General features: G+C 46.4%; 13 protein-coding genes. All 13 read left to right on the top strand.

What is annotated here, in order from left to right; all coding sequences use genetic code 11:
- Positions 1-190: 190 nt before the first annotated feature.
- Positions 191-1,840: a SusR family glycan utilization regulator gene (gene susR, locus NSB03_RS00565; RefSeq protein ID WP_257466134.1), complete on the top strand. Its 1,650-nt coding sequence runs from the start codon at positions 191-193 to the stop codon at positions 1,838-1,840.
- Between the two features lie 221 nt (positions 1,841-2,061).
- The gene (locus NSB03_RS00560; protein ID WP_024986086.1) at positions 2,062-3,240 is read left to right on the top strand and encodes a glycerophosphodiester phosphodiesterase family protein; all 1,179 of its coding nucleotides are present in this window, start codon (positions 2,062-2,064) and stop codon (positions 3,238-3,240) included.
- Between the two features lie 31 nt (positions 3,241-3,271).
- Complete coding sequence (locus NSB03_RS00555; RefSeq protein ID WP_257466133.1) at positions 3,272-6,268, top strand: SusC/RagA family TonB-linked outer membrane protein; 2,997 nt, start codon at positions 3,272-3,274, stop codon at positions 6,266-6,268.
- Between the two features lie 13 nt (positions 6,269-6,281).
- Positions 6,282-8,057, top strand: a complete 1,776-nt coding sequence (locus NSB03_RS00550) for a RagB/SusD family nutrient uptake outer membrane protein (RefSeq protein ID WP_162222424.1) — start codon at positions 6,282-6,284, stop codon at positions 8,055-8,057.
- A 55-nt stretch (positions 8,058-8,112) separates the two neighbouring features.
- The gene (locus tag NSB03_RS00545) at positions 8,113-9,564 is read left to right on the top strand and encodes a right-handed parallel beta-helix repeat-containing protein (RefSeq protein ID WP_257466132.1); all 1,452 of its coding nucleotides are present in this window, start codon (positions 8,113-8,115) and stop codon (positions 9,562-9,564) included.
- 19 nt (positions 9,565-9,583) lie between these two features.
- Positions 9,584-10,477, top strand: a complete 894-nt coding sequence (locus tag NSB03_RS00540; protein WP_024986085.1) for a fimbrillin family protein — start codon at positions 9,584-9,586, stop codon at positions 10,475-10,477.
- An 18-nt stretch (positions 10,478-10,495) separates the two neighbouring features.
- The gene (locus NSB03_RS00535; RefSeq protein WP_128824189.1) at positions 10,496-12,649 is read left to right on the top strand and encodes a fimbrillin family protein; all 2,154 of its coding nucleotides are present in this window, start codon (positions 10,496-10,498) and stop codon (positions 12,647-12,649) included.
- Positions 12,650-12,732: 83 nt separating this feature from the next.
- Positions 12,733-13,635, top strand: coding sequence for a glycerophosphodiester phosphodiesterase family protein (locus tag NSB03_RS00530; protein ID WP_167764619.1), 903 nt, complete (start codon positions 12,733-12,735; stop codon positions 13,633-13,635).
- A 17-nt stretch (positions 13,636-13,652) separates the two neighbouring features.
- Positions 13,653-16,175 (top strand): family 20 glycosylhydrolase, encoded by a 2,523-nt coding sequence (locus NSB03_RS00525; protein WP_024986083.1) that lies wholly within the window; start codon positions 13,653-13,655, stop codon positions 16,173-16,175.
- A gap of 122 nt (positions 16,176-16,297) precedes the next feature.
- Positions 16,298-17,941 carry a SusR family glycan utilization regulator gene (susR, locus tag NSB03_RS00520; protein WP_257466131.1) on the top strand — a complete coding sequence of 548 codons (1,644 nt, stop codon included), beginning with the start codon at positions 16,298-16,300 and terminating at the stop codon, positions 17,939-17,941.
- A gap of 209 nt (positions 17,942-18,150) precedes the next feature.
- Complete coding sequence (locus tag NSB03_RS00515; RefSeq protein ID WP_257466130.1) at positions 18,151-21,156, top strand: SusC/RagA family TonB-linked outer membrane protein; 3,006 nt, start codon at positions 18,151-18,153, stop codon at positions 21,154-21,156.
- Positions 21,156-22,691, top strand: coding sequence for a RagB/SusD family nutrient uptake outer membrane protein (locus tag NSB03_RS00510; protein WP_257466129.1), 1,536 nt, complete (start codon positions 21,156-21,158; stop codon positions 22,689-22,691). The genes NSB03_RS00515 and NSB03_RS00510 overlap by 1 nt, the downstream gene beginning before the upstream one ends.
- Before the next feature lie 30 nt (positions 22,692-22,721).
- Positions 22,722-24,212 carry an endo-1,6-beta-glucanase gene (locus tag NSB03_RS00505; RefSeq protein WP_135036230.1) on the top strand — a complete coding sequence of 497 codons (1,491 nt, stop codon included), beginning with the start codon at positions 22,722-22,724 and terminating at the stop codon, positions 24,210-24,212.
- Positions 24,213-24,227 lie beyond the last annotated feature (15 nt).

Here is a 24,227-nt window from a genome sequence, read left to right as displayed (position 1 = left end):
AACTGTTAATACCCCTTCCGCCAACTACAGACGGACGCGACAAGAAGAGCCGGGGTAAGTTGAAATATCAGCTATAAAATTATGACTGAAGAGAATTTAAACAGGCTCTTATAGTTGGATTATGAAGAATTTTCCTACATTTGTTTCGTTAAACCATGAAATCTCTATTATGATTAAGTCTGTCAACCCGATGAAAAAGAGCTGCTTGTCATTCCTTTTACTGTTGTTTTCCTGTTCTTCAGTCCTTGCCGATGAGCGTTTGGACTCGCTGTTGAATGTGCTTGACGCAACCATAAAAGAGGCAGACGCTTATGTGCAGATTAAGGAGAACAGGCTTCGGGAGTTGAAGAAAGAAGCCAGGAAGACACCACCTGTCTCCATCGAACGATATAATCTGAATAATAGGATTTATTTTGAATACAAGGCGTATAGCTCCGATTCCGCACTCCATTATCTGAATGAAAACAAATTACTGGCACGGCAGTTGAACGACGGGGAACGTGAACTTAAAATTCAGTTGGAGCTGTCCTATCTGTTATCATCCATCGGAATGTATATGGAAGCGGCGGATATACTGGGAGCCATAGACCAACCGTCACTTCCACAGTCTCTTCTGGGATTTTACTATACATGCTATGAACATGTATATGCCGAAGCAGGAGCGGCGCAGCCGCGATACAAGATGTTTTCATCGCGCTATTTCAAGTTGAGCCGTGCCTATCGGGACTCTATGCAGGTAACCTTGGAACCCTCTTCGGATACTTACCTGTGGTTGCGCGAAACCCAGCTGAAAGAAGCCGGGAAATACGATGAAGCTCTTAAATTCAGTGACCGGCGGCTTTCGGAATCTCCATTCGGCACTCCCCAATATGCATTGGTGGCTTATCAGCGCTTCCGTCTTTTTGAAAGTATGGGGAAGAAAGACGAGCATTTATATTATTTGGTTCTTTCCGCTATTTCCGATGTACGTTCCGCCATCAAAGAGCAGTCCTCGTTGATGGTACTGGCACAGGAACTGCATGGCAAAGGAGATTTGAAACGCGCGTATGCATATATCAACTTCTCCTGGGAAATATCACAATTCTATAAAACGCGGTTGCGCAGTTGGATGAATATAACCCCGCTTTCCATGATAAACGGGAATTACCAGGATATCATCAGGAAACAAAACAAGGAACTGCTGATTTATATCGTATGTGTAGCCCTGCTTGCGTTATTACTGGTGATAGCGTTAATCTACATCTATCGGCAGATGAAAGCCCTTTCCGTTGCCAAGAAAGGATTGCAGGAAGTGAACGAACGACTCTTCTCACTGAATGAAGAACTGGAAGAGGTGAACCGGCATCTTCGTTCCACAAATTTAGACCTTTCCGAGTCCAACCTTATTAAAGAAGCTTATATCGCCCGTTTCTTCAAGCTCTGCTCTGTCTATGTAGACCGCTTGCAGGCATACAGAAAGCTGGTAAACAAGAAATTGCAACGGGGACAAGTAGCCGAACTGTTGAAAATGACACATCTCAGCAATGATATTGTGACCGTTGAGGTGCAGGAATTATATGCGAACTTCGATTCCGCCTTCCTGCATCTTTTCCCGAACTTCGTGGAATCTCTCAATCAATTATTGCTGCCCGAAGAACAAATCGTCTTGAAACCGGACGAATTACTTAATACGGAACTGCGGATTTTTGCCCTGATTCGCCTCGGCATTAAGGACAGTTCGCAGATTGCGGAGCTTCTGCATTACTCGGTCAATACTATCTATAATTACCGTTCGAGAGTGAAGACCAAAGCACGCGTTTCACGCGAAGATTTTGAAGATTTGGTAGCTAAAATCCGGTAAATAGGTCTGTATCAAATCTACCTTTTGATGCGGGCATGATATGTGTTAATATGTTGTTTGTCAATATATTGGTGCTTTGCGAATGTTGTGAATGTCCACTTATATCTTATTGGCTATTTTTTATTGTGTCATTTCCATCTATTTTTGTCATAACCGAGCGGAAGTAATACATTCTTCCGCCCCGGAAACTTCTTTTTTTATTAACCTTTATAAAAACACACATGAAAAATGATTTATTGCATTTTTCCATACCGGAAAAAGGAGGAAGAACGAAACGTCAGTCTATGAAATGGTTTTGGTGTTGGGTTGTCCTCTGTGTATGCGGAATAGTTTGCATCGCCTGTTCTGATGATGACTCCGTGAAAAAGAACCCTTACCTGCAAACAAGTACCCGCGCTATGCTGAAAGAGGTGGTAGAGGTCAAGTTTATCAACATTGATGGAAATACCGATATTACTGTCGATTTTGGTGACGGAACGGTGAAGAATGGTAAAGCTGCCGAAGCTGTCACTCATGCCTATACTCAAAGCGGTGACTATACTTTGCACGTCACGGCAGGTCAGTATGAGGTGCAGAAAAGAATCCGTATTTACAATCTGTTGGCGTTGACGGAAGCGATGAAGCAATTCAGGGAGTCGTCTAACAAGAATGTATGGGTGATGACACACCGTGCACATACCACGGACAGGACTGTCCCCGAGAACTCGGTATCTTCCGTAGAAGATGCCATTGAGTCGGGAGCGGAAGTGATAGAGTGCGATACCCACGTGACAAGTGACGGAGTGGTAGTGGTATGCCATGACCAGACAATCAATGCCACCACGAACGGTACGGGCGACATCACAAAAATGACCTATGCAGAATTACAGAAGTACAACCTGAAAGACCGGAACGGTCGGGTAACCGATGAAAAGATGCCCACTCTTGAAGAGTTTCTGAAAGCGGGACGTGGCAGAATCTATTTCAATCTCGATTATTCCCCGCGTACGGCTTCTTCCCAACAGGTAGTGGACATCGTGATGAAACTTGACATGATGGAGTCCGTATTCTTCTATTGCAACAGTGTGCAGAAAGCGGAAGAAGTGCTGGGCATCACCTCCAAAGCCCATGTTTACACATGGACGGGAAACCACAAACCGATGATGGGACTGCCGGGTAACTACTTCGTGCAATACAGCTACCTGACAAATGGGAAAAGTACCCCGTTGGGAAGTTCCATCAACGACGGAATGCTGGCTACCGTGAATATGCTTCCTGCAAGCGGCAGCAGTGTTTCCGAATGGACACTGAACGAGGACTATCTGGATGAACTCCTGCAAATCTATCCGATGGTATGTATGATACAGACGGATGTACCGGACTTGTTGATTCCTGCGTTACAGGCGAGAGGACTGCGTTAACTTTATCATCTAATATAAAAATCATCTATTTATGAGAAATATTCATTGCAAAATGTGTACCTGTCTGTTAGGTATATTGCTGATGCTGTTTTCCGGTATCCAGGCAAGGGGAGCTTCGTGGGAAGCGCAGCAGGAACGTAAAATATCCGGTACGGTCATCGACGAGAAGGGCGAACCTGTCATCGGTGCTTCGGTGGTGGTTGTAGAGACGAAACAAGGAGCGATAACCAATATAGAAGGAAAGTTCAGTGTGAATGCCCCGCAGAACGGTCGCCTGAAAGTGTCCTATATCGGCTATGAAACACAGGAAATAGCTATCAAAGACCGCCAGTCTTTGAGAATCGTGTTGAAGGAAGAATCGACCGCTTTGAATGAAGTGGTGGTAGTAGGTTACGGCACGATGAAAAGGAAAGAAATGACTTCGGCTATTTCGCACGTAGGTGCTAAAGACCTTAATCAGATTTCCAGTCTCGATGCTTCCATGCTCCTGCAAGGGAAGGTGTCCAGCGTATCGGTTTCGAATACGGCTTTGGCTGACCCGAACAGTACGGGAAGTATTCAGATTCGTGGTATATCTTCACGTAATGCCGGCCTGGGCCCGTTGATTGTGGTAGACGGAGTGCCGGGCGGTGATATGACGAATATCAACCCTGCCGATATTGAATCTATCGACGTGTTGAAAGACGGTGCGGCTTCTGCTATCTACGGTACGCGAGGCAGCAACGGTGTTATTCTGGTGAATCTTAAAAAAGGAACGAGGGACGGAGAGGTACATACTACTTATAGTGCTGCCGTTACTTTTAATAAGGCGAAGAAAGAGCTGGATATAATGAACGCTGAAGAGTATCGTGCCTACCGTACCGTATCCAATCCGCTTTCCGATATGGGAGCTACCACAGACTGGTTCGATGCCGTTACCCGCCTGGGCGTAACGCATATGCATACATTGACCTTCTCCGGCGGAAATGCGAAAACCAATTACCGCGTGACTGCCGACTACCGCAAGGCACAAGGTATCGACCTGCGTTCCGACCGCCGCGAGTACGGTGCACGTGCCACTATCAGCCACACAACGAAAGACGGTCTGTTCACATTCTCCGCCAACATGACTCCGCGCGTAATCGACCGGAACAAATCGGCAAGCGTCTACGGCAGTGTTATCAAGAATAACCCGACCATGCCTGTTTACGATTCCGAATCCGCCAATGGTTACTATCGTTTCCCTTCCGGTGGAGACAGCTCCAATATCGTCGAGCAACTGAATGAGGAAGAGAACGGAACAGAAATCAAACTGTTGGAGTGGAATGCTACGGCTGCCGTCAATTTGCTTCCCCTGTTCAATCCGAAGAACCCGAATATGGTGCTGAAATCACAGGTGACCCTTTCACAATATCAGGTCGATAAGTTCAACGGATGGTTCACCCCGTCCACCTATGGCCCTAATGTCAACTCAAGCGTTGCCGGAAAAGCAAGCCGTGACTTTGACAAGAGCACCAGCAACAACCTGGAGTGGGTGACCAACTTCTCCACCCGCATCAAAGACCACCAAATCCGTGCAATGGTAGGATATAGCTATAACTACGGTGTAAGTTCGGGCATGGGCGCGGAAAACTGGGACTTCTCTTCCGACGGCTTGATGTACAACAATCTCGGCTCCGGTCTGGAAGCAGCGAAAGAAGGAAAGACAATGATGAGTTCCTACAAAAACGACCATAAGCTAATCAGCTTCTTCGGCCGTGTCAACTACGACTGGAAAGAACGCTACCTGTTCACTTTCTCTTTGCGCCACGAAGGTTCTTCCCGCTTCGGTGAGAACCACAAATGGGGTAATTTCCCTGCGGTATCCGTGGGCTGGCGTATCTCTGACGAGAAGTTTATGAAAGGACTATCCTGGCTTGATGACCTGAAAGTACGTTATGACTACGGTGTCACCGGTAATCAGGAAATAGGAAACTACCAGTCCTTAGCTACGTATAGAGCCTATGGCTGGTATCAGTATAACGGCAACAACTTCCACGTATGGGGGTCGAGCAAGAATGTCAATTCGGAACTTCGCTGGGAAAAGGGACACAATCAGAATATCGGTCTGGACTTCTCACTCTTCAAGCACAAAGTGACCGGTTCATTTAACTATTTCCACCGTAAACAAAGCGATTTGCTCGGTAGTTACTCCGTATCCGTGCCGCCCAACCTGTTCACCACTATCTATGCCAATGTGGGTACGCTCCGCAATACAGGTTTCGAGCTGGACGTGACGGTAAATGCCGTCCGGACGAAGGGCTTCGCTTATAGTTTCACATTGGTGGGCGCTACTAATAACAATAAGTTTGTCAGCTTCTCCAACGATGTCTATAAGGGGCAGAAGTATTACTCGACCTGCAATATGGCGAATCCCAACAATCCAGGATACTTGCAACGGATTGAGGAAGGCGAACGTATCGGTAATTACTTCACCTACCGTTATGCAGGCGTAGACAAGAAAGGCGACTGGCTGATTTACGATAAGAAGGGCAATGTGATTCCAATAGCCCAGGGTTCGGAAGAAGACAAGGCGGTGACCGGCAACGGTCTGCCGAAATTCACCGGCTCCATAACGCACAACTTCACTTACAAGAATTTCGATTTGACCGTTGCTTTCCGTGGCGCTGCCGGATTCGATATATTCAACGTGCACGATTTCTACTTCGGATTGCAGAGCATGAGTACCAACCAGCTGACGACCGCTTACTCGAAGAACGCGCATATCACGACCGGCAAGAACGTGATAACCGACTATTTCATCGAACCGGGCGATTACCTGAAGATAGACAACATCACTTTGGGATATACGATGAACCTGAATAAGAAGTATATCGAGAAAATACGTTTGTTCGGCACAGCCAACAATCTTTATACGTTTACGAAATTCACGGGTGTAGACCCTTCTACTTACGAAGTCAACGGTCTGACACCGGGTACTTTCGGAGGAGGATACAACTATTATCCGTCTGCTTTCCAGTTTATTTTAGGTTTACAAGTTAGTTTTTAAAAAAGGAACGATTATGAAAATAACAAAATATATCATAGGATTAGGTCTGATGGTGGGCACGGTATTGGGCTTGCCGTCCTGTACCGACTTGTCGGAAACGGTGTACGACCAAGTGATGTCTAAAAACTACTATAACACGAAACAAGATGTCATCAATGCCGTGTTCCGTCCTTTTGAACATATGTACTGCTGTATCTGGATACGTCATGAGAACGAAGAACTGCCGGCAGACCAGTTTATTACTCCTACCCGTGGCACTTGGTGGTACGACGGTGGATTGTGGGAAATGTATCACCGCCACCAATATGATGATATTAACCAGGGTGACTGGTTGATTGAATGGGAGAACTTTTATGTAGGCATTGCCCAGTGCAATATGGTGCTGGATGATTTGAGCCAGTTGACCCCGTCTTCTTTTGGCTTGAGCGATGGTGAGTTTGAGAATTTCAAGGCACAGTTGCGCTGTATGCGTGCCTGGGGGTATCTCCGTCTGCTGAATACACATCGTAACTGTATCCTGACTACCACTTCAGACCAGGCGGTGAACGAGCGGCCGGAAAACCGGAAGCAAGTTTCTCCGCAAGTAATGTTCGATTTCATCGAGAGCGAATTGAAAGACTACTGTCTGGCTGCCTTGCCATCGAAGAGCGGGCAATCCGGCAATGGTGCCCAACAGGGGCAATTTACGAAAGCTGCCGCTGCATCTTTATTGGTACGCCTTTATCTCAATGCGGAAAAATGGATTGGACAGCCCAAGTGGCAGGAATGTATTGAGATGTGTAACCGCATCACTGGTGGAGAATTCGGATATTATGCGATTGCGGACAACTGGTATGAGCCTTTCGACTGGAACAATGAGATGAGTAATGAGGTGATATTCGGTTTCCCCGGTTCCTACGGGCTGACTAGCTGGCATCTCCACAACGACCGGAGAACGGTGTACGGACGTGGTTTGCCTTATGGAAGTGCCTATTACCTGAAAATAGAAGGAAATGGCGAACGTAATCCGAAATACGCGCTTTCACCGAGCTATGACAACCAGCAACCCCGCGAACTGTTCGATTACGAACTGGGGATGGTCACCCGAAAATTTGCCAAATATCCGGGAGATGTCCGTTATAAACAATATGTAAATACAGGCAATAACACAAGGGAAGGCATGTTCTTCCTCGAGGGCAAGATTGCGAACTCAGCGGTCAGTGGAGGATATGCCAAGAATCCGGATAATCAATATGTGCTTTACCTGCGCGACCAGGTGGGACGTTTCGAGGGAAATGCCGAATCGGGTTATATCTCCAATCCGGCTTATAAGGAATCAAAGTTGGGCAACGGTGACTTCAACTCAGGTCTTTACTGCGTGAAATATCCGTTCTACCCGTTCACGGGAGGATATTATATTGAATCGGACTATACGGAGATACGTCTGGCGGAGATTGTCTATTCGCAGGCGGAATGTCTTCTCCGTCTCGGACAGGCAGGAGAAGCGGGCAAGTTGCTGAACAGCGTGCGTAAGCGTAACTATGAGAACTTTACAGCCAATATAGCTTACCAGCCGGAAGGCAATGTGGTGCTCGACATGAAAGAAATGCTCGATGAATGGGGACGTGAATTCCTGGCGGAGAGCCGCCGGCGTACTGACCTGATTCGTTTCGGCAGGTATCAGGAAGCATGGTGGGATAAACCACGGGATGCGGACAATCATTATGAACTGTTTCCCTTGTCGCAGACGCAACTGGAACAGAACGAATACCTGAAACAGAATCCGGGTTATCCTGATATTACCCGATGAAATCGGTGATTTTGCGATTATTCTTATCTAATGTACAAGTTAAAAAAGAAAGAAAATGAGAAATAGTTTATTCATAATATCGAAGTTGTGTATGCTGGCTTTCATTATCCTGTTGGCACAGGGATGTCAGGAAGACTATGAGATGATAGACCCGCCTATGATGACCGATTACGATGATGATTTGGACGAAGAGGTGATTATGCAAGAAGGGTTGGAGAGTTATTTTGTAACCCAGTTCGGTGAGGGTGATATGGACGGTAGTTCTTGGGAACAGGCGTTGGACGTGGCCGGTTTCCGCAAGTTGTTGAGCGGTTCTGTCGACCTTTCCAAGAGTACGATTTATATGAGCCAGGGAAAGTATGTGATGTCCGAAGAGAGTGGTCTTGGCGTGATTATCCGCAAGAATGTGAAGGCGATTAAAGGCGGATATAGCCAGTTTAGTGAAGGGACGGATGTTTCGGTTCGTGATATAGATGCTTATGTGACAGTTATCAGTGGCGATGTGAACGGGAATAAGCAGGCAGATGCGGGTGACTGTGGTTTGCTGCTGGTCAAGAAAGGGGTTATCGCTATTGAGGGAGTTACTTTCCAATACGGGTATGTGTCCGAAGCGGATGCTGGTACTACCGAATGTGGGAGTGGCATTTACGTGAGCGGCAGCGCGGGCGATACTTCCGTTGAACTGACTGACTGTGTGATTAGGGATTGTAAATCGACAGTGACGACTTCTCTTAAACAAGGGGGAGCGGCTGTCTTCATCCTGTCGGGACAAGTCCGGCTGAATAATGTAAAGCTTCTGGATAATACGTCGGTAGGTCGTGGAGGAGCTGTGCGTTGTAATAGTAAGACTGCTGTGGCATTAATGAATAACAGTTTGCTGAAAGGTAATTCCCATTCGGGTTCATGGGGCAATGGAATCCAGATGTCGGAAGGGCATATCTGCATGAACAATACTACGATTATAGAGAATGAAGGTACGGGTGCTGCCTTGAATGGTGCGGGAAGTTTCTTGCTTGTCAATAGTACGATTGTGGGAAATGGAAGTGATAGCCATGGGGCTGTCCGTTGCGAGACGGGAATTGGTGGGGATACGAAGTTTATCAATAACCTTTTGATTGCCGAAAATCCTTCTGCTCCAAGTTTCAATCTGAACGGAAGCAATAAAGAAGCTTCATCAAAAGGCTATAACGTCTATCAACGCGTCACAGGTATTACGATGAGCACACTTGATACGGCTTATCCCAATCCTGTGAACGGCACGCTGAATGAGGAAGGCGTTTATGTATGGGACATCAACCAGCTTGGTACGGTAAAAGGATATGCCACGAAGCAGGCGGTGATAGAGGTGGCAAAAAGTTTCAATCCGGTAGCTTCGCCCATTGTTAATCTGGGAGAAGCGTTTGTAGAGTGGGTTGGTGAGGATGCTTTCGGAGTAGACCGGCGTGGAGTGACCCGTAATGCCGACAAGATGCAGGCTGGCGCTTATGATGCCGTTCTGACGAATTAAACTGTAAAAAGACTGTAACATGAAAAAGATATTTTATATACTGGCCTTGGGCATCGGACTGGCCGGATGCTCCAATAATGAGGATGAATTACTACCGGTGGGTGGTTCATCTGAAGCACAGATAATCAGTGTTATTACGGAAGTGAATGAGCCGCTGTCGCGTGCAGGGTATGACGCTACGAATCTGGAGCGTTTCGGATTAATGATTCGCAACGCTGAGAATGCCGCTTACAACTATCACAAACAAATGGTCGGTTCCGGCAATGTGTGGAGCACGTCGGACGGTCAGCAAATGCTGTGGGATGCGGAAAGAACGCCTGTGACGATGATTGCATATGCACCTTATGCGAGTGAAGCCACTCCGGATGCTCCGTTGGCGGTGAACGTACTGACCAATCAGGCGACAGAAGTCAATGTGATGTCTTCCGATTTTCTACTGATGAAAGCGACAGTCGACCCGGAAAAGGATTTGACTGCCGACGGAAAATTGAAAATCTCCTTGAACCATGCCATGAGCAAGCTGATTATTAAAATCACTGTGAACGGAACGGCGGATGCTGAGATGAATAAGTTAGGAGATATGTCTATCAACGGCGCTGTCGTGAACAGTATCTGCGATTTGACGGTAGCGGCTCCGGTGGTTGTTCCTGTAGCTGATGCCGCAGTGGCTACTGTGGTTCCCTATAAAGGAACGGATTATTGTGAATGTATCCTGCCGCCGCAAAGGATAGCGGAGGGTTTCTCTATCAATTTCAGTTATGACGGAAAACTCTATATCTGGTCTGCGAAGGAAGCCATTGAACTGGAGAAAGGCGTGGAGCATACCTTGACTCTCAATGTAAATACAACTGCGCGGCTGGCTGCCATGCAAGCCAGGAACTGGGCAACCGGTCAGCTTATCGACCGGAATTAAAGAAGGAGGAGATAAACGATGAAAAAGATAACAAAACTGATAATGGCTGCCTGTTTATTGACGGGCGTGGCGGCTTGTGATACAGACAAAGATGTGGCGGTGTACGGTGAAGATTCCGGTGCTATTCAAGTTGAGGCTACGATAAATACGGCTTTCACCCGCAGTAATCCTGGTGCGACGGGAGAACAGCAGAAACAATTTAATGAGGGAGACGAGCTTCAGTTAAGTTGTGAAGACGGCTATCTGAACTATGTATTCTCCGGTGGCAAATGGTCACCGACTGATAATTACTATCTGAGATGGGGAACGGAACCTGTAACTTATTCCGCCTTTTATCCGGTAATTAACGGGGCTAGCACTGCCAACTTTATTCTTCCCACCAACCAGCAACGTTTGGAAAATCTGGCAAATGCGGATTATATGACTTGTATTGTGGAGAATGCTACGGATGACGGTTCCCGTATTCTCCGCCTGGGTATGAATCGGAAAATGGCGAAAGTCATAATGACGTTGGCGGATGTAAGCGGACAAGGTAAAGTGCAGGGAGTGAAAATCGGTTCTTATCAGGGATATACGAATGGGGAAGTGGTAGAAACTACTTCCTTGGTATCACCTTTTATTACTGTTCCCGAAGGTGGCAAGGCGGGGCAGAATGGTTGCAGCTATACTGCAATCGTGACTCCTGGAAAAGCCGGAACAACTGCTACTTTTGTCTCTTTGAACTATTTGGGAGAAGATTTGGTAATGCCCGGCATTCCCGAACTGAAACCCGGAAAATGTTATGAGTTCACTCTAAAGGTGGAAGGCTCGGTAATATCAATCAGTGAACCGATTGTTTCCCCGTGGGATAGCGGTACTATCCAGGGTGGAGACGCGGAAGAATTACAGCTTGCAGCCTACTATGTGAAAGAACAGCCTGCCGGAAATGCAACCGGTATGGATTGGGACAATGCCATGGGAGTGGATGCGCTACGTAATTTGTTGCAAACGAGCAGTAACAGTACGGTTTCCAATGCCAATGCAGTCAAACTGGATGGCAAGAAGATTTATGTGGCTGCGGGCTCTTATGAAATAGCGAAAGAGAATTCCGGTGTGAAGGTAGAGTATAGCGGTTATAGCAAGCAGGTGGAGATAACGGTTGAGGGCGGATATGACCCTTCAAGCACGGGAACCGACCTGACCAGACGTGACGTTAGCAAATATACGACTGCTTTTGTCAGAAGTACAAGCAGCAATGCGTCTGCTACATCGGGAGGCATGTTCTGTCTTGGAAATCAGATAAATATAACTTTCGAGGATTGTACTTTCGACGGACAATATAAACAAGGCGATAAAGGAGATGTGAATGGATTCTATGTGGCGGCAGGTCAGTCGGGCAATGCTGTCTTACAGTTGAAGAATTGTGTGGTAAGGAACTTCAATCGCGAAAGTGCTTCTGATGCAGGACCGGCTGTCAAGATAGCCAAAGGAAATGTTTTCCTGGAACGTGTAGAATTTGTGAATAACCGGGCAGCCAATCGGGGAGGAGCTATTCTGGTAGGTAATAATAATGCTCCTCTATTGTTTATGAACAATTGCCTATTACATGAGAATCATGCACCGGCAGCCTGGGGTACTGCTATACATGCCGGAAATGGATATGTTTGTATGAATAATACAACTGTACTTGGTACTACGGGTACAAGTAATAATAGTGTTACTGTCAACGGAGATGCCCGCTTTATGCTTTCCAATACCACGATTGTTGGTAATTCGGGCAATCCTAACGGAGTATTCCGTGCAGGAAAGGGGGCTTCTCTTGTAGTTAACTCCCTGTTTGCCAAAGGAGCAGGAACCAAGACAATTTATTTGGGTAATATTACTTCCAAAGGATATAACGTATATCAGGCAGCGGATGCCGGTTGGGGAGCTGTTGATACGGATACGGACTATTCATCTCAAACTCTTCCGGCTGCTTCGCTGACTGACGGTGTTTACCAATGGACTGTGGCTGGTGTTATTGACGAATTTGCAACCCGACAGTCTGTTATTGACGCGGTGAAGTCTTTCGATGCGACTGTGGGACAGCAATTTGTAGATTGGGTGGGTGAAGAAGGCTTTGGCGTAGACCAGCGTGGAGCGAACCGCAATATAAACAAAATGCAGCCCGGAGCTTATGATGCCGGATTGTAATTGCAGCATAAAAATAGTTCAGCTATAAAAAGGTAGAAAGTTGAATATAATTAAGTAAGAAAATAAAAAAACAGATGAAAGATATGAAGAAAAGCAAGTTCATAGTGCTTTTGTTACTGTTCTGTTTGCAGCCGGGTTTCTTGGTTGCACAACGGGCGGAGGCTATCAGGAAAGATGTATTGAACCCGCGCCTGGACAAAGTATTGGTGGTGGCGCATCGTGGAAACTGGAGTATTGCCCCCGAAAATTCCGTGGCAGCTATTGATAGCGCTATTCAGATGAAAGTAGATATTGTGGAGATAGATATCCGTAAGACGAAAGACGGGCAGTTGGTGCTGATGCATGACGATACGGTAGACCGCACCACCAATGGTACAGGCAAGGTAAAAGACAAAACATTGACTGAAATAAAGCAACTCCGCCTTAAAGATAAAGACGGTCGGTTGACGGAACATACGGTTCCTACCCTGGAAGAAGCGTTGCTGGCTGCCAAAGGTCACATTATGGTCAATCTGGATAAGGCTTACAGCATTTTTGATGATGTATATGCCATATTGGAGAAAACCGGTACAGCCGATTTGGTTATTATGAAGGGCGGACAACCGGTGGAAACGGTAAAACGGGAATTCGGCTCTTATTTGGATAAGGTAATCTATATGCCTGTCGTTACGATTGATGATGAAAAGTCGGTAAAGATGGTTGAGGATTACATGGAACAGTTGCAGCCCGTTGCTTTTGAATTGTGCTACCGGAATGTTTCAAGCCCGATACCCGCCAGAATGGAACGTAGGCTGTCGGGGAAAAGCCTGATTTGGTATAATACATTATGGGCTTCTCTGGCAGGAGGGCACGATGATGAACTTGCCCGAAAAGACCCGGACGCAAGTTACGGCTATCTGATAAACAAACTAGGGGCAAGAATCCTTCAAACAGACTCCCCGGCTTATATGCTCGATTATTTGAGAAGCAAAGGGTGGCATGACTAATTATTAAGACGAAATTTATGAACGATATAAGATTTTCTTTTTTAGCGGGATGGCTGTGTGTCTTACTCGTGGTGGGTGGTTGTAAACCTGCGAATGATTCGAAAGCTCCGGTGTCTCTGACTTGGGAAATGGGAAGTTACGACAGCAACGGCAAATATTATAAGAATTCATTTGTATTGAAGAATATCTCAGATACCCCATTAAGCAAGGACTGGGAGATTTTCTATTCGCAGTTTCCCCGTAATATCCGTCAGGATGCTTCATCACCGGTTCGGGTAGAGCAAGTAAATGCCACCTACTTTAAAATGTATCCGGGAGAGGGCTATATTCCACTGGCTCCGGGAGATTCATTGAAAGTGATTTTCCAGTGTAATGGCGAGGTGCCGAAAAACTCTCATGCGCCCGAAGGATCTTATTGGGTAAGCCAGTCGGGTGCATTGAAAGGAAAACCGCTTCCTGTGTCATTGAATACCGTTCCACTGCCTGTTACAAAGTGGCAGAAGTCTGCTGCGCAAAAGACTTATGATACGAATCTGCGTCTGCAAAAAGCAAATACTTCAGAATTTCAGCAGACGGACATCATACCATCTGTCAAGAAGGTGATTCCCGCCAAGGGGGAAATCTTGTTGGAAAAACAGCTTGCTTTGACTTTTCATGAGGATTTTGCAAACGAAGGGAAGCTGTTGAAAGATAAGCTGTCGGAGATATACGGACTGGAAATAGTTCCCGAAGCCCCGGTGACTATTGTCCTGGACTATCTCCCTACCGGAAAGAAAGCGGTGAACGAAGAGTACTATGAATTGAATATCACCGATGAAAAGGTGAAAATATGTAGTAATACATCTCACGGTATCTTTAACGGAACGCAAACTTTATTGGGACTGTTGAAAGGACAAGAAGGGGGAAAGGGGCAGAAAGCGCCATTACGTCTGCAGGCAATGTCTATCCAAGATTATCCGGACTTGCTTTATAGAGGTCAAATGCTGGATATTTCCCGCAACTACACAACGGTGGATAACTTGAAGAAATTGATAGACGTACTCTCTTCCTATAAGATGAATGTGCTTCATTTCCATTTCTCGGATGATGAAGGCTGGCGTCTGGAGATTCCGGGTTTGGAAGAACTGACAACGGTTGGAGCACGGCGTGGATATACCGTTGATGAAAAAGAATGGCTATATCCCGCTTATAACGGAGGGTATGACCCCTTTTCCGCAACATCGGGAAACGGCTATTATACCCGTGATGAATTTATAGGCTTCTTGCGATATGCGGCAGAAAGGCACGTGCAGGTCATTCCTGAAATAGAATCCCCCGGCCATGCACGTGCTGCTATCGTAGCGATGAAAGCGCGTTATGACAAATACATAGATACAGACCCGGAGAAGGCTCACGAATACCTTTTGTGCGATTTGCAGGATACTTCCCGCTATGTTTCCGCTCAGGCATATACGGACAACGTGATGAATGTAGCCTTACCGTCAACCTATCGTTTTATGGAGAAGGTGATTCAGGAAATTGTGGCTATGTATAAAGAAGCCGGTGTGCCTCTGACTACTATCCATCTGGGTGGTGACGAAGTGGCAAGAGGTGCTTGGCTAGGTTCACCTTTGTGCACCGCATTGATGAAAGAACAAGGAATGACAAAAGCGCACGACCTGGCGGAGTATTTCATTACCCGGGTTGTTGATTGTCTGCAACGTTATAGTTTATCCTTTAACGGTTGGCAAGAAGTAGCTTTGGGACATACCCCGGAGACTCATACTTATCTGTCTCAACATGCTGCCGGCGTCAACTCATGGAAAACGGTTCCTGATTGGAAAGAAGACGAAATCCCTTATCAGATAGCCAACAACGGCTATCCGGTGATTCTCTGCAATGTGAACAACTTCTATCTGGACTTGGCTTATGATGCCCATCCCGACGAACCGGGACATTTCTGGGGAGGATATGTGGATGAGTCCAAAGCCTTCTCCATGCTTCCGTACGATGTCTACCGTTCTTCCCGCACAGATATGGCAGGCAATCCGGTTGATGTAAGTACGGCAGGGAAAGGAAAGACCGCACTGACCGCATCCGGCAGGAAAAATATAAAAGGCGTACAGGCGCAACTGTTTGCCGAAACGATTCGAGGATTTCAATGGGTAGAATATTATATATTCCCGAAAGTGATGGGACTGGTAGAACGCGGTTGGAATGCGCACCCGAATTGGGAAAACCTTTCCGGCACGGCGGAGCAGCAAGCCTTTGACCGGGATTTGTCGTTGTTCTATGAAAAAATCAGTATGAAGGAAATGCCTTACTGGAGCCGGATAGGGGTAAACTTCCGTTTGCCTCATCCCGGACTCTCTGTCAAAGACGGTCTGCTGTATGCGAATACTTCCATTGCAGGCGGACAGATACGCTATACGACGGACGGAACGGAGCCGACGATGGATTCGACGCTTTGGGAAGCTCCGGTAGCTTGCCAGTCTGCTATCGTGAAAGCGAAACTGTTCTATAAGGATAAGCAAAGTGTGACCAGTCTTTATATGCGATAGTTAGCGGATAGGTATATAGGTGTACTTTTAATTTCTGTCTGTTTTATACTTTAGAATACGAAGATTTTCTCTACATTTGTCTTTATTAGTCTTGTAATCTTCTATTAAAGTGTAATGCTCCGATGAAAAAAAAGTACCTGTTATTCTTTTTGATCCTTTCTTTTCCACTATATACTTGGGCCGGCAAGACCCTGGATTCGCTGCTCAGTGTGCTTGATTTGACCATTCAGGAACATGAAAAGTACGTTATACAGCGTGAATCCCGCATTGTGCATCTTAAAGATTTAGTACACGGAATAGAAGCCAGTTCTGCGGAACATTACAATCTGAACAGTCAGATATACAAAGAATACAAAGCCTTTATCTGCGATTCTGCAATCCATTATTTGAATGAAAATATCCGGATTGCAGAACGCTTGCATGATACTGACCGGAGAATAGAAAGTAAACTGCAACTTTCATTACTATTGTCCTCGACAGGAATGTACACGGAGTCTATTGATGTTTTGGAATCCGTAGACCGGAGAGAAGTAGCTCCCCGTCTGATTCCCGATTATTACACCTGCTTTGACCATGTATATGGTGAACTGAGCGTATATACACAGGATAAGACACTTTCGGGACATTACTGGAGTATATCGCAGGCATATAAGGACTCCTTGTATGCTATATTACCCCATGAATCCGAAGAATACCTGCTGATGCACGAAGCGCTGCTTCGTGACCGTCACCAGTATGAGGAAGCCTTGAAGATAAACGACATCCGTCTGGCAGAAGCCGAACCCAATACCCCGCAATATGCATTGGTTACTTATCACCGTTCTCTCATTTATAAATATAGCAATGACAGGCAAGGCGAGAAAGAGAACCTGTGCCTTTCCGCCATTTCCGATATTCGCTCGGCGATTAAAGACCATGCATCGTTATGGATGCTTGCGCAGTTGCTTTACGAGGATGGCGATATGGAACGTGCATATCAGTGTATGCGCTTTTCCTGGAATGCAACCAAATTCTATAATGCCCGCCTGCGTAGCTGGCAAAGCGCCGATGTGCTTTCATTGATTGACAAGACCTATCAGGCCATGATTGAGAAACAGAACGACCGTTTGCAACAGAATCTGCTGCTGATTACCGCATTGCTGGTCTTGTTGATGGTAGCTTTAGGCTATATTTACCGCCAGATGAAGAAGCTGGCAGACGCCCGTAATCATCTCCAGGTGGCTAACGGGCAATTAAATGGATTGAATGAAGAGTTGAGACAGATGAACAGTTGCCTGTCCGCTACCAATATCGAACTTTCGGAATCCAATCAGATTAAGGAAGAATATATCGCCCGCTTCATCAAGCTATGTTCCACCTATATCAACCGTTTGGACGCCTATCGCCGCATGGTGAACAAGAAAGTATCCGCCGGACAGATAGCGGAACTGTTAAAGATAACGCGCTCACAGGATGCGCTTGACGAAGAACTGGAAGAACTGTATGCTAACTTTGATACAGCTTTCCTTCACCTTTTCCCCGATTTTGTGAAGAAGTTCAATGACCTGTTGCAGGACAATGAACGGATTGTGCTGAAGAAAGACGAGTTGCTGAATACCGAATTACGAATCTTTGCCTTGATACGCCTGGGCATTGAAGACAGTTCGCAGATTGCAGAATTTCTCCGTTATTCGGTGAACACAATTTATAACTACCGGGCGAAAGTGAAGAATAAAGCCCGTGGTTCGCGAGAGGATTTTGAAGATTTAGTACGAAAAATCCGCTGATTGGAACTGTAAACTATCCACTTTTTTAGAGATGTAAACTAGAGGTAATGCGTTGGTAGTAAATGGGTTGAATCTTTTGATAATCCACTTATTGACCCCTCTTCGTGAGCTCACCTCGATTTCTTTATACTTTTGACCTGTGCTTCGAAAGCAATGGGACAAGCTCCGTTGTAGACGAACGTTTATTATTAACTTTTAAATTAGTACGCATGAAAAAGAACAGGCGAAAAATCCTTTCGGGGAGTCGCAAGATTTTCTTTGCTATCCTTGCAATGTTTTTATCTTTGAGTGCAAATGCACAGCAAATTACCGCGTCCGGTCAGGTCATGGATGCCCAAAAAGAGCCGCTTATTGGTGTCAGTGTACAGGAGAAAGGTACATCTAATGGAGCAATCACCGATTTGGATGGTAACTTCACGTTAAATGTGAAACAAAATGCCATTCTGATATTCTCGTATGTGGGTTACAAGTCGCAGGAGATGAAAGCGGCCCGCCAGATGAAAGTCGCGCTTCAGGAAGACAATGAGGTGCTTGACGAAGTGGTGGTGATTGGTTATGGCTCAGTGAAACGGAAAGATGTTACTACCGCTATCTCTTCCGTATCCACCAAAGACCTGGATATGCGCCCTATCGTATCGGCAGGTCAGGCTATCCAGGGAAAGGCAGCCGGTGTATCGGTGATTCAGCCTAATGGTACGCCGGGTGGTGAAATGTCTATCCGTGTGCGTGGTACGACTTCGATGAATGGTAGTAACGACCCGCTGTATGTAGTGGACGGAGTGCCCGTAGACAACATCAAATTCCTTTCTCCGAACGATATTGAGAGTATGCAGATTCTGAAAGATGCTTCTTCGGCTTCTATCTACGGTTCCCGAGCTGCCAATGGTGTAATTCTGATTACCACCAAAGCCGGTGCGACAGGAAATGCGAAAGTATCTCTGACGGCTCAGTTCGGATTGAACAAAGTAGCGGATAAGGTAGAATCCCTGAACTCTGCGCAGTACAAGGAGTTGCAGGACGAAATCGGGCTTGTTTCCTTGCCGGACGGATTGCCCGATCGCACAGATTGGTTTGATGAAACCTATACGACCGGAAAGACACAGAATTACCAGGTAGCCGTATCCAACGGCAACGAGAAAATGAAATATTACCTTTCCGCCGGATACCTGAAAGAACAGGGAGTACTCGACATCTCTTATTACAAACGCTATAACTTCCGTGTGAATCTCGAAAATCAGATTCGCAAATGGCTGACCGTGAGTGCCAACATCTCTTATTCGGATTATACCAGCAACGGCGGTGGCGCCATGGGAACCGGTTCTAATCGTGGCGGCGTCATCCTGGCGGTTATCAATACACCGACCTACGCACCTATTTGGGATGCCTTGAATCCCAACCAATACTATAATAACTTTTATGGTGTGGGCAATATCACCAACCCGTTGGAAAATATGGCACGCGCAAAGAACAACAAGGATAAGGAGAACCGCTTGTTGGCTTCGGGTAATGTATTGCTGACTCCTTTCCCCGACTTGAAATTCAAGTCCACCCTTACCCTTGACCGCCGTAATGCTGTCAACACTACTTTTCTTGACCCTGTCTCTACCACTTGGGGACGTAACCAATACGGTGAGGCTTCGGACAACCGGAATATGAACACCGTTCTGACATTTGACAATGTACTGACTTACAATAAGAACTTCAAGAAGCACGGGCTGGAAGTGATGGCAGGTTCATCTTGGACGGACTCTGATTATTCTAACAGTTGGATAAACGGTTCGCATTATCGCAGCGACCAGATTCCGACGTTGAATGCTGCCAATAAAATATCATGGGACAACACCGGAACAGGCGCTTCACAATGGGGAATCATGTCTTTCTTCGGACGTGTTGCCTATAATTTCGACAGTAAATATCTGCTGACAGCCAATCTCCGTGCCGACGGCTCTTCCAAACTGCATCCCGACCATCGTTGGGGAGTATTCCCGTCGTTCTCTGCCGCATGGCGTATCTCTTCAGAGAAGTTCATGCAGAACCTTACATGGATTGATGACTTGAAACTGCGTGGTGGCTGGGGACAGACCGGTAACCAGTCGGGTATTGGGGATTATGCCTACCTGCAACGCTACAATATCGGACGTATCGAATGGTTCAAGAAAGGCGAGGAAGGGGACAAGACCGACTATGCAAATGCCGTCCCCACTATCAGCCAGGCAAACTTGCGTACATCCGATTTAACCTGGGAGACTACTACACAGACAAATATCGGTCTGGACTTGACAATCCTGAACGGACGACTGTCTTTCAATGCCGACTATTACTATAAGAAAACCAAGAATATGTTGATGAACGTCTCACTGCCTGCCGGTGCTGCCGCGTCCACTTCCATTGCCCGCAATGAGGGGGAGATGGTGAACAAAGGTTTCGAACTTTCTATCAGCTCGAAGAACTTCCGCGGCGGAGCCTTTACCTGGGATACGGATTTCAACATCTCTTTCAACCGTAATAAACTAACGAAACTGGAACTGCAAAAAGTATATTACGACGCAAAAACATCGGACGTAATCAATGACTATGTGGTACGTAATGAGCCGGGACGCGCTTTGGGTGGTTTCTATGGTTATATCAGTGACGGCGTAGACCCCGAAACCGGTGAACTGATGTATCGCGACTTGAATAATGACGGAAAGATTTCGTCGTCCGACCGTACCTATATAGGTGACCCGAACCCGGATTTCACCTACGGTATGACGAATACATTTTCCTGGAAAGGCTTCAACCTGAGTATCTTTATCCAGGGCTCTTACGGAAACGACATCTATAACGCTTCGCGCATTGAAACGGAAGGTATGTACGACGGCAAGAACCAGTCGACCCGCGTCCTGAACCGTTGGAAAATCCCCGGACAGATAACAGATGTACCTAAAGCCAATTTCAAGCTGCTCAACTCCACTTATTTCGTGGAAGACGGTAGTTACCTGCGGCTGAAAGATGTTTCCTTATCTTACAACTTCAAAGGCAAACTTCTGAAGAAATGGGGCATCACCCGCCTGCAACCCTATTTCACCGCCAGTAACCTGCTGACATGGACCAGCTACTCCGGTATGGATCCGGAAGTAAACCAATGGGGAAATAGCGGTACGGTACAAGGTATTGACTGGGGTACGTATCCGCATTGCAGGTCATACGTGTTTGGTATAAATGTTGAATTCTAATGAAAGGAAAGATTATGAAACTAAAATATCTATTTTGCGGATTAACATCCGGTTTACTATTGGGACTTTCTTCCTGCTCACTGAATTATGAGCCATTAGATACTTATTCGGATGTGACGGAAGGAGTAACGGACAATGGTACAAAGATTGTGTTCAAGGATAAAGCGGCGGTTGAAAGCCACCTTACAACGCTTTATAATCAGATGCGCGACCGTCAGGAACACTGGTATGTGGACTTGCTGCTGATTTCAGACTCTCACGCGGATAATGCCTACGCCGGCACTACGGGAGCAGAAGTAGTCCCGTTTGAGAATAACTCCATTGAAGGTTCCAACTCTGTATTGGAACGTGACTGGAACCGCTATCTGGAAGATGTGGCCCGTGCCAACAAGTTGATTTGTAACATTGACCTGGTGACCGACAATTTGTTGACTACCACCGAACGGGCACAATACAAAGCCGAAGCAAAGATATTCCGTGCCATGGTTATGTTCGATATGGTTCGTCTTTGGGGAGACTTCCCCGTCATTACCACCGTGGCGGACGATATCACCTCTGAAAATATTGATGATGTATATCCACAATATTTCCCAGAGCAGAACACGGAACTTGAAGCCTATCAGCAGATTGAGAAGGACTTGCTGGACGCAGTGCTTTATGCTCCGGACAATACGCCGGGTAATAAGACATTGTTTACCAAATCGGTAGCCCGTACATTATTGGCAAAGATTTATGCGGAAAAGCCGTTGCGCGACTATGCAAAAGTAATTCAGTACTGCGATGAAGTAAAAGCCGACGGATTCGACCTTGTGGATGATTTCAGTGATTTGTTTGGAATGAATGATGCCGGAACGGATGCGAAGATGCGCAATACAAAAGAATCTATCCTGGAAGCCCAATTCACTCCCGGAGCCGGAAACTGGTGTTCGTGGATGTTTGGTCGTGACTTGGTGAACTGGAATACGAACTTCACTTGGGCAAAATGGGTAACGCCATCCCGCGACCTGATTAACGCCTTCAAGAAAGAAGGGGATGAAGTCCGTTTCAAAGAGTCTGTTGTCTATTATGACTGCCAATGGAGCAATTACTACCCGTCGGACAATTACCCGTTCATGTACAAATGCCGTTCGGCAAACAGCAGCATTATTAAATACCGCTATGCCGACGTATTATTACTGAAAGCGGAAGCACTGATAATGCAGGACACGCCGGATTTGGATGCGGCTGCCGATATTATTGATGAGATTCGCGAGCGTGCCGGACTGGGAGCACTTTCGGTTTCCACCCGTTCAAATAAGGATGCTATGCTGAACGCACTGCTTAAAGAACGCCGTTTGGAACTTGCCTTCGAGGGACAGCGCTGGTTCGACCTTGTCCGTTTGGATAAAGTGGAAGAAGTGATGAATGCGGTGTATGCCAAAGATTCCGGACGAAAAGCACAGGTTTACGTTTTCGACAAGACTTCCTATCGCTTGCCTATCCCGCAATCGGTCATTGATGCGAACGATAAGATTCAGCAAAATCCGGGGTATTAATTCAATTCAAAAACATATAAACTCAAAAATATGATTAACATGAAAAATATAGCATTGACCTTATTAGGATGCTTCACCATATTGGCTGCTTGCAGCAACAGTGACGACGCGGAAAAACCGGTTGCGCCCGTTCCAACCGGAGACGTGACCATTTATACGACAACCAACAGTCTGACCCGCGACCTGGCTCGTGATGCCGTTAATTTCAGTTCGAAAGACAACTTGGCACCTACTTCAATCACTCTGAACCCTGCGGAGCAGTATCAGACTATGGACGGATTCGGAGCCGCTATCACAGGCGCTACCTGCTTTAACCTACTGCAAATGAAACCGGCAGACCGTCATGCTTTTCTTACGGAAACCTTCTCTGATAACAGTGGTTTCGGCTTTAGCTATATCCGTATTTCCATCGGTTGTTCGGACTTCTCATTGAGCGAATATACTTGCTGTGATACCAAAGGCATTGAAAATTTTGCTTTGCAGAGCGAAGAAAAGAATTATATCCTGCCTGTTCTGAAAGAGATTCTGTCTATCAACCCTTCCATTAAGATTATGGCTGCACCCTGGACGTGCCCGCTATGGATGAAAGTGAAGAGCCTGACAGACCTTACCCCGCTTACGTCCTGGACAAACGGGCAGTTAAATCCCGCTTACTATCAGGATTATGCTACTTATTTTGTGAAATGGGTACAGGCATTCAAAGCCGAAGGAATTGATATTTATGCCGTCACTCCACAGAACGAACCGTTGAATCGTGGCAACTCGGCTTCACTCTACATGAGTTGGGAAGAACAGAGGGACTTCGTGAAAACTGCTCTCGGCCCCCAATTCGCTGCTGCCGGACTGTCTACAAAGATTTATGCATACGACCATAATTATGATTACAGCAACATTGAATCGGAGAAGAACTATCCCGGCAAAATGTATGAAGACGGAGAAGCTTCCCAATACCTGGCAGGCGCAGCCTATCACAATTACGGCGGCGACCGTGAAGAACTCCTGAATATGCACAAGGCGTATCCGGATAAAGAACTCCTGTTTACGGAAACTTCTATCGGAACTTGGAACAGCGGGCGTGATTTGTCGAAACGACTGCTCGAAGATATGAAAGAAGTGGCATTGGGCACGATTAACAACTGGTGTAAGGGCGTTATCGTCTGGAACCTGATGCTTGACAATGACCGCGCCCCCAACCGTGAAGGCGGCTGCCAGACTTGTTATGGAGCGGTAGATATTAGCAACAGCGATTATAAGACGATTATCCGTAACTCCCACTACTATATCATCGCCCACCTTTCAAGCGTTGTGAAGCCGGGAGCCGTGCGTATCGGTGCGACAGGTTATTCTGACAGCAATATCATGTATTCTGCTTTCGAGAACCCGGACGGGACGTATGCCTTTGTACTGATGAACAACAACGAAAAGACAAAGAAAATAACCTTCAGTGACGGTAAGCGTCATTTTGCCTATGATGTTCCGGGCAAATCAGTGACCTCTTACCGTTGGGCGAAGTCGGAATAAGAACCTTAAAACGAT

Origin of the sequence: Bacteroides acidifaciens, from assembly GCF_024623065.1 — a bacterium.
GTDB lineage: Bacteria > Bacteroidota > Bacteroidia > Bacteroidales > Bacteroidaceae > Bacteroides > Bacteroides acidifaciens.
Note: the sequence above shows the minus strand (reverse complement) of the source record. Positions and strands in the feature narration are given on the sequence as shown.